This window comes from Lysinibacillus sp. PWR01 (assembly GCF_043359455.1).
GTDB classification, from domain to species: domain Bacteria; phylum Bacillota; class Bacilli; order Bacillales_A; family Planococcaceae; genus Lysinibacillus; species Lysinibacillus fusiformis_F.
Genome location: NZ_JBHERJ010000079.1, coordinates 1 through 12,440 on the forward strand (window position 1 = coordinate 1; position 12,440 = coordinate 12,440).

Sequence of the window (12,440 nt, forward strand, 5' to 3'; positions counted from 1 at the left end):
TCACTACTCTTTATAGATGGGTATTGTCACGCATCACTTCTCCACATTGAAAATAAAATCCTATCCCCCTAAGAATACAAATATTGGGGCTATGCAACTATGAAAAAAAGTAAGGACACTTTGCAGAAATCAACCCCTCACCTTGCCAAAAGGTCTTTTTCTGCTAGTGTCCTGATCTTTTTTCATATTTTAAGATATTCCTAATGCTACCGCAGCAATTAACGCTAGACACGCAATCACTGCCCATCCAAGAATCATCTTCCAGATAAACTTAATCCACTTTTCATATGGGATACCTGCAACGGCTAAATACGCCATTAACGCCGACGAAGTAGGGATAATAGAGTTCGTTAAGGAATCTCCATATTGGAAGGCTAAAACAGCCACTTGTCGTTCTAATCCTAATAAATCCGTAATTGGAATCATAATTGGCATTGTTGCAGCTGCCTGTCCACTACCAGATGAAATAAATAAATTCAAAAGGGCTTGGATAAGTAACATGCCGATTGCACTGATAGCATGTGGCAAATGTCCAATTGTTTCAGATGCCGCATAAACGATCGTATCGATAATTTTCCCCTGCTCTAAAACAACCGTAATAGCACGAGCAAAACCTACAATTAAAGCTCCAAACGTTACAGCCTTAGCTCCCTCAATAAAGGAATCAAAAATAGTGGCAGGTTTTAAACCACCAATTAGTCCTGCAATTAACCCCATAATTAAAAAGGATGCAGTTAGCTGCGTCAAGAACCAGCCCCAATTAAAGACACCATAAATATTAAAGCCAATCCCACAAGCCATGACAATAAATACAAATTTATGCTTGCCCGTTAATGTTGGGATGTCAATCGCAGATACATTGGATTTAGCTTTTTGCTCAATCTCGTAAATAACGCTTGCCTGTGGATTCTTTTTCACCTTAAAAGCATAACGAGATACATAGAAAATCGCAAAAGCTAAAACAAAAACATAGACTACAGCACGGAAGCCAATTCCTGAGAATAATGGTACATCTGCTAATGATTGCGCAACACCTACTGTAAAGGGATTAAGCATTCCTCCAAAAAATCCACTGGCAGCACCAAGAGTGATCATGGCAGTTCCTGTTACAGCATCAAAGCCCATCGCACGTGCAATGGCCACACCAATTGGCACGAAAATAATTGTTTCTTCCGCCATCCCCATTGTAAAACCACCAACAGAGAATAAAATCATCGATAAAGGAATAAGTAATTTTTCTCTTCCCTCTAAAGCTTTTACTCCTTTATAGACACCAGCCTCAATCGCACCTGTAGAACGAATAATGCCAAACACACCACTGACTAAAAAAATATAGAAAATGATTTGAGCCCCTTTTTCAAGACCCATTGGAACGGCTGTAAACATTTCGAAAAAGGAAACTGGCTCACTCTCAATATGATGATAGCTTCCATCTACAACGAGCATTCGCCCTTCCTCATCCTCTACACGTTCAAACTCACCTGCTGGTATGATGTAGCTTGCAATACCTGCTAAAAAAATAATGGCAAAAATAATCGTATATGTATGAGGTACCTTCAACCAGCTTTTCTTCTTTATCCCCTGTTCATTTTCCATTAAACCACGCTCCTTTTTCTCTATTTAGACATTTTCACAACATTGTCGCTATTTGTCGCTAATTGAAAATAAATATACATGAGTTTAAATTTATTGTAAAGTATTAATTTTCTATTATTTTAGCAAGCATACTTTATTGTTAAGCTTCTTGGCTGACCTTGGCTATAAAGATCCTCCTTCCCCACAAACACGAGTAATCGGATAATAATGTACATCCCACAGATTATTAATGTTAAATTCATTATTTTTCTAAAATAAAATTATCACTCTAATTGTTGTCATCTAACATACACATGATGTTCGTTTCACATTGTTCAATCAAGAGATAGGTATAGTCTGTGGTGAAGACAGCAATGTGTTTGATAAGCATTTTGAATATGGATGGTTTGTTGTCGCTTTTAACCATAATTCCCAATTTAAAATAAGCATGTTAACTGCCCAATTAGCGGGCAAATATAAGTCGATTGTATATAGAATGCTTTTATTTTCATTGCATTCATAATGAAGGGATTGAACTGCTAATAATACGTTTGCTGAGGGTAATGAATGAGGAGGAGAGGTAGAAACACCTTTTATATTATTCAAAAAAAACATTTGCAGGATCACTACTATTTGTCATTCAGACATTTTCATTTGCCATAAACAGATAAAAAAAGAACCTTCTATCATCTATTATGATTGGAAGGTTCATACTTTCTCATTTTTTTGTAGTTTCCAATGTAACCCATACAATTTCCTCCATTCGAATGAAGAAAGGCGTACGATTCATCTCAAGGATCATATGGTCAGGTAGTATGGATAATAAAATACCTTTTTGAATATTTTTTTCTGTTTGCACAACTACTGCCTGACCAATCATCATGTTAAGCGTTTCGTATAAATATGGGTTGGTTATACTTCTCGTCTGCGTCATGTTCATAGACACCCCTTCCTATAAAACTAACCATACTCTTTAGTATATGAAGGAATTATAGGAAACGTTCCATTATTTTGACTCTAGAAGAATTGTGACTGGACCATCGTTAATTAGTGCTACATCCATCATTGCACCAAAAATACCTGTTTCCACATGTAAGCCGTGCTCGCGTAATGCTTGATTAAAGGCCTCCCACAGTGGCTCAGCTGCTTCTGGTCTAGCTGCATTTATAAAACTTGGACGATTCCCTTTTTTTGCATCCCCATACAACGTAAATTGTGAGACGGACAAAATAGCGCCTCCATGCTCTAAGATCGAATGATTCATTTTTCCATCTGCATCTTCCCAAAGACGTAAATTGGCTACTTTTTTTGCTAAATAGGCAACATCCTCATGTGTATCTTCATGTGTAATCCCCACTAAAAGAACATAGCCATGATCAATCGCTCCTGTAACAGTTCCGTCCACTGTTACAGAGGCAGCTTTACTGCGCTGTAATACTACTTTCATGTATTAAAACCCCAATTCTATATTGCCTATCAATTAGTTAATGACACGCTGCACTGAATAAATATCAGGTGTTTGTTTAATTCGCTCAACAACCTTATGCAAATGTGAGATGTTTGAAATAGAAATTGTTAAATGAATTGTTGCCATTTTATCACGGTCAGCACGACCACTGACTGCCAAAATATTTGTTTTTGTCTCACTAACAATTTGCATAATCTCATTTAATATACCAGGTCGATCAAAGGCTGATACTTCGATATCGACTGGATATTCTTTTTTCTCAGGAATGACACCATGCTCCCATTCCACTTCAATTAAGCGCTCCTGCTCATCCTCTATTTGAATATTTGGACAGTCCTCACGATGGACAGAAACACCTCTACCCTTCGTAATAAAGCCTACAATATCATCACCAGGAACAGGTGTACAGCAACGAGAAAGTCGAATAAGCATATTGTCAATGCCCTTTACAATAACACCGGATTCCGTCCGTTTTTGTGGAATTGGATTTTTCATTTTTTGTTCGATTTTCTCTAAAGCTTCTTCCTGCTCACGCTCTTTACGACGTTTTTCTGCTAAACGATTTACTATCTGCTGCGCTGTAATGCCACTCACGCCAACTGCCGCATACAAATCTTCTTCATTTGTATAGTTAAATTTATCGCATACACGTTTGAGGTTTTCAGAAGACATTGTTTCCTTTAAATCGAAATCCTGCGCACGGATTTCTTTTTCAATCATTTCTTTACCTTTGATAATATTTTCTTCACGTAGATGTCGCTTAAAGAATTGCTTAATCTTATTTTTCGCCTGAGAGGATTGTGCTATTTTTAGCCAATCGCGACTCGGACCAAAGGACTGTTTAGAAGTTAAAATTTCAATGATATCACCTGTTTTTAATGGTGTATCAAGCGGCACCATTTTCCCATTGATTTTCGCCCCAATCGTACGATTTCCGACTTCTGAATGGACACGATAAGCAAAATCAATAGGAACAGAACCTGCTGGCAATTCAATAACATCGCCTTCAGGTGTAAATACATAAACCATATCAGAAAATAAATCAAATTTTAAGGATTCCATAAATTCTTCTGCGTTGGAAGATTCATTTTGGAACTCTAAAATTTCGCGGAACCATGTTAATTTTTGATCGACATTCTGCTTTTGATGATCGACGTTTTTGCCTTCTTTATACGCCCAGTGTGCTGCAATCCCGTACTCTGCAATTTTGTGCATTTCCTTCGTGCGAATCTGTACCTCCAATGGATCACCATAAGGTCCAATAACGGTCGTGTGCAGGGACTGGTACAGGTTTTGTTTTGGCATAGCAATGTAGTCTTTAAAGCGCCCTGGCATTGGTTTCCAGAGTGTATGCACAATCCCTAATACGGCATAGCAATCTTTAATACTATCGACAAGAACACGAATGGCTAATAAATCATAAATTTCATTAAACTGTTTCTTTTGTAGCACCATTTTTCGATAGATACTGTAAATATGTTTTGGTCGACCATAGACATCTGCGTCAATTTCAACCTCATTCAGTTGTGATTTCATCTCAGCCATCACATTTTCTAAATAAGCTTCACGTTCATCACGTTTTTTCTTCATCAGACTGACAATACGATAATATTGCTGTGGGTTTAAATAGCGCAGTGCTGTATCTTCAAGCTCCCATTTTACAGTCGATATTCCAAGACGATGAGCAAGTGGTGCAAAAATCTCTAGCGTCTCTTTTGAAATACGTCGTTGCTTTTCAGCAGGTAAATGCTTTAACGTACGCATATTATGAAGACGGTCTGCTAGCTTAATGAGGATGACACGGATATCCTGTGCCATAGCCACAAACATTTTCCGATGATTTTCAGCCTGCTGCGCCTCTTTTGATAAATATTTAATTTTCCCTAGTTTGGTAACACCATCAACAAGCACAGCTACCTCTTCGCCAAATTCACGTACCAAATCATCCCGCGTAAAATCCGTATCTTCGACAACATCATGTAAAAAACCTGCCGCTACAGTTTCTGGGTCCATTTGTAATTCAGCTAAAATACCTGCTACTTGTACTGGGTGAATAATATACGGTTCACCAGAGCTACGGAATTGCTCAATATGGGCATCCCTTGCTAATTCATATGCTTTTTTCACGAATGCGACATTTTCATCATTCATGTAGGATTTGACTAACTCAAAAACGTCCTCAGGAGTCAAAATTTGCTCTTTCGCCATAACATGTCCACCTTGCTCGTCAAATTTTTCAGATTAGATATAAACTTAATTGTATAAAATATTGTAGCCTATTGTAAAGAGACTGTATCATTTAGTTTAGTTAATCTCGTGAACAGTTCGAAAAATGGAAAAAATATTCTTCTTTTTAATAAAAAAGACCCTCTGCGACTTCACGTCACAAAGAGTCCTTGTTTCGACAAATGGATTAATGTAATTGATTATAAGCTACAGCAATTTTCGCGCCGACTACTGCATTGTTTTTCACTAATGCAATATTGGCATCAAGACTTTTACCTTCTGTTAATTCTTTCACTTTGCCAAGTAAGAATGGTGTAACGTTTTTACCTTGAATGCCATTCTCTTCCGCTTCAACTAAAGCTTTTTCAATAATGTTTGTAATAAATGTATGCTCTAATGCTTCCGCCTCAGGAATTGGATTTGCAATGACTGCGCCACCTTTTAAGCCTAATTGCCATTTCGCAGATAGCATTGCTGCAATTTCCTCAGGTGTATCCAATTGGAAGTTTACATCGAAACCACTTTGACGTGTGTAGAATGCTGGTAATTCATCCGTACCATAACCAACCACTGGCACACCTTTTGTTTCAAGATATTCTAGTGTAAGACCGATATCTAAAATTGATTTTGCGCCCGCACAGATAACGGCAACATTTGTTTGTGCTAATTCTTCTAAGTCAGCAGAGATATCCATTGTTGTTTCAGCACCGCGGTGTACACCACCAATTCCGCCTGTTACAAAGATTTCAATACCTGCAAGCTCTGCACAGATCATTGTCGCTGCAACTGTTGTAGCACCTAATTTTTTCGTTGCTAGTAAGAAACCTAAGTCACGACGTGAAGCTTTCGCAACACCTTGAGCATTACCGAACATTTCTAGTTCTTCATCTGATAGACCGATTTTAATTTTTCCATCAATTAATGCAATGGTTGCAGGGACTGCACCATTATCGCGAATAATTTGCTCAACTTCACGCGCAGTTTGCACGTTTTGTGGGTATGGCATACCGTGTGAAATAATTGTTGATTCTAATGCAACGATTGGTAGACCTTTTGCTTGTCCTGCTTTTACTTCTTCTGATAATACGATGAATTCTTTCATGTTGTTATTCCTCCATTTCATTTTTCAACAAATCTACTGATAATTCAGGTCTTACTGTATAAGGAGATGCCAATGTATTTTTTGCATTGGTTAATCCAGCATCAATACATGTCTCAAAAGATTGTCCAGTCAACCAACTGTGAATGACAGCGCTGACAAAGGCATCTCCTGCTCCTGTTACATCTTCAATTTTGTCAATCACTTTGGCAGCAAATTGATGAGGCGCAATCGTTGTAGATGCTGCATAAACGCCCTTACTGCCAGCCGTGATGATGACATGTTCAGCACCTAGTTGTAGAAGCTGTTGTAATGCTTTTTCATAATGGGTAGCGTTTTCAATTTTATGTCCAACAATCGTTTCCGCTTCATCTGTGTTACAAATAAACCAAGTTACGCCTTGTAATGTTTCAGGTAGTCGATTCATTTTTGGCGAAGATACCGGCACAATGACAAGTGGAATAGCACGAGCAATGGCTACTTGCTGGATATACGCCACTGTTTCTTTTGGACAGTTTAAATCCAAAATAAAACATCCCGCGTTCACTAGCATTGTTTCATGTTTTTTCAACAAGCTAGGTAACAGAAGGTCATAAACCTCCATATTCGCTACAGCTAGTGCTAGCTCACCTTGTTCATCCATTATGGCAGTATAAGAACCCGTAGAAGCCTCTGCTAGCTGCTCTACATAACGTAGATTCATAAAGGATTCCGAAGCTTCTTGGATCACTTGCCAATCAGCATCTTTCCCTGCCGTTGTTAGTAACGTCACTTGGTGGTTTAATCTGCCTAAGTTTTCAGCAATATTTCGACCAACACCACCTACACTAAAGGAAGAACTGGCAGGGTTAGATGTTCCAAATTGAACATTGCCCTTTACATGGAATTTGCGGTCTAAATTAGCTCCACCGATGCAAATAATTTCATTTTCCTCGGGTAAAATATAAGCACGACCTACAATTTTTCCTTGCTTCGTTAAACTAGACACTAAATTAGCAAGCACGGGACGTGACAGATTCATTGTATCTGCCATTTCTTGCTGAGACATAAACGGATTCTGGCGAATTAAAGCAAGCACCGCCTGTTCTCTTTCATTCATAGCATCACCTTTTATTATATTTGTTTATATTATAAACTTTTGTTTGTATTATGTCAAAAGATTCTTTATTAAAAAAGTTGAACCTCATCATACCGAGGTTCAACTTTTATTTGTTTATGCTTGCTGGGGTGTTTGCTTTTTAACAATGATGACGAATAAACTGGCCATAGCACAAAACATCCCTGCAAGGAAAAAAGCCCACGTATAGGAATTAAAAAATTTATAAATCAACCCTCCACCATACGCAGCAACCGCCGCTCCTGCTTGATGGGAGGCGAATATCCAGCCGTAGATAATACTACTTTTATGCATACCAAAAATTTGTCGTGTCATACTGATGGTTGGTGGCACAGTAGCAATCCAATCTAGTCCATAAAAGATGGTGAAAATCGTTAGTAAAACAAAAGACCCTTGCGCGAGTGCATAAGGAAGTAATAAAAGAGAAGCGCCTCTTAACATGTAATACCAAAACAACAACCAACGATTGTCGAAGCGATCAGATAACCAGCCAGAGGCAGTCGTGCCTAATAAATTAAAAACGCCCATAAAGGAAAGAAGTGATGCAGCGGTAACTAAAGGAACACCAAAGCTAATACAATAAGAGACAAAATGAGTACCAATTAATCCGCTTGTCGATAGACCACAAATAAAAAAGCTGCCTGCTAGTAACCAAAACGCTTTAACCTTAATCGCCTCTAATAAACCATAAAAAGCCATGCTTATTGGATTCTTTTTTTGCTGTATTAGATGTTCTTCTATAGTCTCTTCTTGTCCATAAGGTGTCAAACCAATATCCTGGGGCTTATTTTTAATAAAAATAGCAATCATGAAGAACATTATTGTACTAAGGAGTAGCATGAATGCGATAGCCCATCGCCAAGAATAGTGTTCGATGATGATAGCTAGCACTGGCAGTAAAATTAACTGACCCGTGGCTGTACTTGCCGTTAAAATACCAACTGCTAACCCTCTGCGTTTTACAAACCAATGATTCGCAACATATGGACTAAGCACCGTTAAAAATAGACTCGCTCCAAGACCAATAATGCCTCCCCAAATAACGATTAACTGCCAAGATTGACTCATCAAAAATGTTAAAGTCATTCCTACTACTAAAGTGGCCATGGCGCTGAGCATCATTTTCTTTAAGCCAATGACTTCAAGTAGTGCAGCCATAAATGGTCCAGATATGCCATATAAAAACAAACTTACAGCGAAAGCTAAAGCAATGGTTGAACGATCCCAGTGAAATTCTTTTTCAAGGGGATCGATAAACACACCAGATGATGACATCGTAATCCCTGCGACAATAATCGAGAAAAATGTGACGATCAAAATAAACCAACTATAATGAACACGCTTCACCCTAACACCTTCTTTTCTTATGATAGACCGCAAAACATGTATATACATGTTTAAGTCTATTCATTTCATTTATATGTATATACATGTATAATGATAGTAATCGTTCATAAAGCTGTCAAGAAGTAATTTCTAGTTTTTGGGTGTATACTAATCATAAGTAGAATCCCTTCAAAGGAGTACTGTCGATGAAGAATCAACTTAAAAATATTGATTATACACAAATATGTGTTTGTGCAAACCTTAGAAAGAAAACAAGGGTTGTCACGCAATTATATGATAAGCTGCTACAGCCTACTGGTTTAAAAGTTACACAATATTCGATGCTTGCACATATCGACCTTCAACAAGCTGTGTCAATCAGCCGTTTAGGTGAAATATTACAACTCGATCAAACCACTGTAACACGTAATATTAATCTATTAAAGCAACATGGCTATGTTGAATTAAAGCGAGATACAAATGATGCTCGCACAAAAAAAATTACGCTCACTGAGGAAGGCTTAGAAAAGCTACATGAAGCCGCACCTATCTGGCAAGGAATTCAAGATAGAATCATCGAGGATATTGGAACCGAAAAATACGCAGATTTCTACGATACCTTGCGAACAATGCAAAAAATTATTCAAGCATATGACGAAGTATAAAAAAAGCGCCCACAGTGTAGGGCGCTTTTTCAATGCTCTTAATATTGAATAAGTGTTTTAATATTTAAATCACCAAGCTTCTCGCGACCATTTAATTCTAAAAGTTCGATTAGGAATGCGCAGCCGACTACCTGACCACCTAATTGTTCCACTAAACGCACTGTTGCTTCAACTGTTCCCCCAGTAGCTAGTAAATCATCACAGATTAACACCTTTTGACCAGGCTTAATCGCATCGTGATGCATTGTTAATGTATCTTTTCCATACTCTAGACCATAGTCCGCACTAATCACCTCACGTGGTAATTTACCTGGTTTACGAACAGGTGCAAAGCCAATTTCAAGTGCATAGGCAACTGGGCAACCGATAATAAACCCACGAGCTTCAGGGCCAACCACAATTTCAGCTCCCACTTCTTTTGCATATTCTACAATTTGATCTGTTGCATATTTGTAAGCAGATCCATTATCCATAATTGTCGTAATATCTCTAAAAGTAATGCCTTCTTTTGGCCAGTTTTCAACCGTTGTAACATATTGCTTTAAATCCATGTTCTTGCTCCTCCTACGAAACGTTATACGTCCGTTTATGTTAATCGTTCATCAAACCATTGTTTTAATTCTATATAAGGAGCATAGACAAGCTTTTGCTCCATTTCAATCTGTTCTGAACGTTGTTTGTAAGACGGTGCCTCTGTTAGTGCTTGTTTTGGGGCATTCACGTTGACAGTCGTCAGTCCACTCTCCATTTTAACAAAATCAAGCTCAAAAAACACCTGTGTCATAAATTTTAATGTTTCTAATGGCCAGCCCGTATGCTTCGCTAAATCCGCAATATGCATATCAAGTGGAAAGGCTGGTCGATTTTTCAAGAATTTATAATACCAAGTAAATTGTTCACGAGTAGGTAAACCGCTAAAGTATTGCGAATCGGGCATATAAAAATGTGCATAAATACGTGAAGGTGTTGTCTTCTGTAAAACGTCTTCTAGCTTTTGAACATGGTGTGGCAAGTCTAAGAGCACGATGTAAACACTTTGTTCAATATTTGAAAGGGCTGGGTCAACCAATGTAATAGGTACACCAATTAATGATTGATAATAGGTCATCGTTTCTGGACGAAAGGCGATAAACTGTGCCTCGTCCTTCGGTACCGTATTCAACCATCGAGCTGTTTGGCGGATACCACGAATATCAAATAGTTGCCATTCTGTTGTTTGGACATCCTCGATCATAAATTGAGCTTTTTTACGTCCTTGCCATTCGTTAATTTGCAAATCGCCTATAAAGGAAACTTTGATGCCATACGTTAATTCATCATGTAAATGCCCTTTATTAAAACCAACACTATCCAATTTGTCATAGCCGTTTGTTATTTCCATTTTAATATGATTCTCGGCCGCTCCAATTTTACGCATGGAGGCGATTTCTACATCCTCAAGTACATAAACAGGCTTCGGGAAATCTGTGCCGAATGGTCCTAATGTTGAAATTTCCTCAATAGCATCTGCTGAAATTTCGTCAATACTGAGCGGAATATCAATATGCACGATCGGTGTTAATTGCTCCTCTGTTAAGCAGGCTCTAGCCTGCGCATCCAAGCGCGTACGTAGTTCATCCACATGCTCTAATGATAAGGTCATACCTGCAGCCATAGGATGTCCACCAAAATGCGGTAAAATATCTCGATTTTTAGCTAGCTCGTTATATAGATGGAATCCTTCAATGCTTCGAGCAGAGCCTTTTGCTGTGCCCTTTTCGGGATCGAGTGACAGCACAATCGTTGGACGATAATACAGTTCAACGAGACGTGAGGCTACAATTCCCACAACACCTGCATTCCAGCCCTCGCCAGCAACAACAAGAACTAAGGAATTGCCGACTTTTTCATCTGCTTCAATCAGTGCAATGGCTTCATCCGTAATACTTTTCACAATATCTTTGCGCTCGGTATTGCAGACATTTAACTGTTTTGCCAATGCGGTTGCTTTAGCATTATCCTCTGCCATTAATAATTCCACGCCAGGAGCCGCTTCACCAAGTCGACCAACGGCATTTAATCGCGGCCCAAAATAAAAGCCAATCGTTTCTTCCGTAATTTTTGTCTGCTCTGTACTGGCTATGTCACACATCGCTTGTACCCATGGGCTAAGAGAACGGCGCATTTCCTGTATACCTCGCTTCACGAGATAACGATTTTCGTCCACCAAAGGGACTAAATCTGCTACAGTACCAATCGCCACAAATTCAATTAAATGGCTTGGTAGTTCACCATATAGAGCATGTGCCAGCTTAAAGGCAACCCCTACTCCCGCTAGCTCGCCAAACGGATATTGTCCTTCTGGTATTCGAGGATGAAGAATAATATCTGCTGGCGGTAGCTCCTCACCTGGCTCATGGTGATCTGTCACAATGACACCCATGCCAAGCTCCTTCGCTACTCGAATAGGCTCGATACCAGATATCCCATTATCCACTGTAATGATTAGCTGTACACCCTCTTCATAGGCCTCCCGAAATAGGGCTTCATGTGGACCATAACCATGGATAAAACGATTCGGAATTTTAAAGGAGACGTCCGCTCCTAGATCTAGTAAAACATGTAACATAACGGTTGTGCTTGTCACACCATCTGCATCATAATCACCATACACTAAAATTTTCTCACCATTATCTAGTGCTTGTTCAATTCGTGCCACTGCTTCAGCCATACCATGCATAAGAAATGGGTCATGGATATTTGCCTCAGTCATATTTAATAAGCTTTCTGCGTCAGCTGTTGTTTCGCAGCCTCGTGCTGCTAAAATTTTTGCTGCAATCGCAGAAAGTTGTAAGTCATTTTGTAATGCTTGTACAAGTGTTGCGTCTGGACGCTCCACCTGCCATCTTTTTTTCGATAGAATCATCTTCTCACTTCCTTACGAAAGCTATTATACCGAATTTCTATAGGTTACGCACTATCCGT

10 protein-coding genes are annotated in these 12,440 nt (G+C 38.8%); 1 reads left to right on the top strand and 9 read right to left on the bottom strand.

The window, feature by feature from the left end; genetic code table 11:
* Positions 1-189: 189 nt before the first annotated feature.
* The 7 genes from ACEVFT_RS17085 to ACEVFT_RS17115 all read right to left on the bottom strand — a co-directional run bounded on the left by ACEVFT_RS17085 (position 190) and on the right by ACEVFT_RS17115 (position 8,832).
* Entirely contained in the window at positions 190-1,596 is a 1,407-nt protein-coding gene (locus ACEVFT_RS17085) for a YfcC family protein (protein WP_205444602.1), read from the bottom strand.
* A 697-nt stretch (positions 1,597-2,293) separates the two neighbouring features.
* Positions 2,294-2,509 carry a DUF2642 domain-containing protein gene (locus tag ACEVFT_RS17090; protein WP_342441076.1) on the bottom strand — a complete coding sequence of 72 codons (216 nt, stop codon included), beginning with the start codon at positions 2,507-2,509 and terminating at the stop codon, positions 2,294-2,296.
* A gap of 72 nt (positions 2,510-2,581) precedes the next feature.
* Positions 2,582-3,022 (bottom strand): D-aminoacyl-tRNA deacylase, encoded by a 441-nt coding sequence (dtd, locus tag ACEVFT_RS17095; protein WP_205444605.1) that lies wholly within the window; start codon positions 3,020-3,022, stop codon positions 2,582-2,584.
* Positions 3,023-3,055: 33 nt separating this feature from the next.
* Positions 3,056-5,251 carry a RelA/SpoT family protein gene (locus ACEVFT_RS17100; RefSeq protein WP_342441078.1) on the bottom strand — a complete coding sequence of 732 codons (2,196 nt, stop codon included), beginning with the start codon at positions 5,249-5,251 and terminating at the stop codon, positions 3,056-3,058.
* A 205-nt stretch (positions 5,252-5,456) separates the two neighbouring features.
* Positions 5,457-6,371 carry a pseudouridine-5'-phosphate glycosidase gene (locus ACEVFT_RS17105; protein WP_205444609.1) on the bottom strand — a complete coding sequence of 305 codons (915 nt, stop codon included), beginning with the start codon at positions 6,369-6,371 and terminating at the stop codon, positions 5,457-5,459.
* A 4-nt stretch (positions 6,372-6,375) separates the two neighbouring features.
* Positions 6,376-7,467 (bottom strand): carbohydrate kinase, encoded by a 1,092-nt coding sequence (locus ACEVFT_RS17110; RefSeq protein ID WP_205444610.1) that lies wholly within the window; start codon positions 7,465-7,467, stop codon positions 6,376-6,378.
* Positions 7,468-7,581: 114 nt separating this feature from the next.
* The gene (locus ACEVFT_RS17115) at positions 7,582-8,832 is read right to left on the bottom strand and encodes an MFS transporter (RefSeq protein ID WP_393950829.1); all 1,251 of its coding nucleotides are present in this window, start codon (positions 8,830-8,832) and stop codon (positions 7,582-7,584) included.
* A 185-nt stretch (positions 8,833-9,017) separates the two neighbouring features.
* On the opposite strand from ACEVFT_RS17115, the gene ACEVFT_RS17120 reads away from it, so the two are divergent.
* Positions 9,018-9,476 (top strand): MarR family winged helix-turn-helix transcriptional regulator, encoded by a 459-nt coding sequence (locus ACEVFT_RS17120; protein WP_205444614.1) that lies wholly within the window; start codon positions 9,018-9,020, stop codon positions 9,474-9,476.
* Between the two features lie 38 nt (positions 9,477-9,514).
* On the opposite strand, the gene ACEVFT_RS17125 is transcribed toward ACEVFT_RS17120, so the two are convergent.
* Together ACEVFT_RS17125 and recJ are read right to left on the bottom strand one after the other, a co-directional pair.
* Positions 9,515-10,027, bottom strand: a complete 513-nt coding sequence (locus ACEVFT_RS17125) for an adenine phosphoribosyltransferase (RefSeq protein ID WP_205444616.1) — start codon at positions 10,025-10,027, stop codon at positions 9,515-9,517.
* Between the two features lie 35 nt (positions 10,028-10,062).
* The gene (gene recJ / locus ACEVFT_RS17130) at positions 10,063-12,381 is read right to left on the bottom strand and encodes a single-stranded-DNA-specific exonuclease RecJ (protein ID WP_393950830.1); all 2,319 of its coding nucleotides are present in this window, start codon (positions 12,379-12,381) and stop codon (positions 10,063-10,065) included.
* Positions 12,382-12,440 lie beyond the last annotated feature (59 nt).

What these genes read in the sequence shown, in the direction of transcription:
- ACEVFT_RS17105 (WP_205444609.1), bottom strand. Translation starts at nt 6,371, where the DNA reads ATGAAAGAATTCATCGTATTATCAGAAGAAGTAAAAGCAGGACAAGCA.
- ACEVFT_RS17090 (WP_342441076.1), bottom strand. Translation starts at nt 2,509, where the DNA reads ATGACGCAGACGAGAAGTATAACCAACCCATATTTATACGAAACGCTT.
- recJ (WP_393950830.1), bottom strand. Translation starts at nt 12,381, where the DNA reads ATGATTCTATCGAAAAAAAGATGGCAGGTGGAGCGTCCAGACGCAACA.
- ACEVFT_RS17125 (WP_205444616.1), bottom strand. Translation starts at nt 10,027, where the DNA reads ATGGATTTAAAGCAATATGTTACAACGGTTGAAAACTGGCCAAAAGAA.
- ACEVFT_RS17120 (WP_205444614.1), top strand. Translation starts at nt 9,018, where the DNA reads ATGAAGAATCAACTTAAAAATATTGATTATACACAAATATGTGTTTGT.
- dtd (WP_205444605.1), bottom strand. Translation starts at nt 3,022, where the DNA reads ATGAAAGTAGTATTACAGCGCAGTAAAGCTGCCTCTGTAACAGTGGAC.
- ACEVFT_RS17100 (WP_342441078.1), bottom strand. Translation starts at nt 5,251, where the DNA reads ATGGCGAAAGAGCAAATTTTGACTCCTGAGGACGTTTTTGAGTTAGTC.
- ACEVFT_RS17085 (WP_205444602.1), bottom strand. Translation starts at nt 1,596, where the DNA reads ATGGAAAATGAACAGGGGATAAAGAAGAAAAGCTGGTTGAAGGTACCT.
- ACEVFT_RS17110 (WP_205444610.1), bottom strand. Translation starts at nt 7,467, where the DNA reads ATGAATGAAAGAGAACAGGCGGTGCTTGCTTTAATTCGCCAGAATCCG.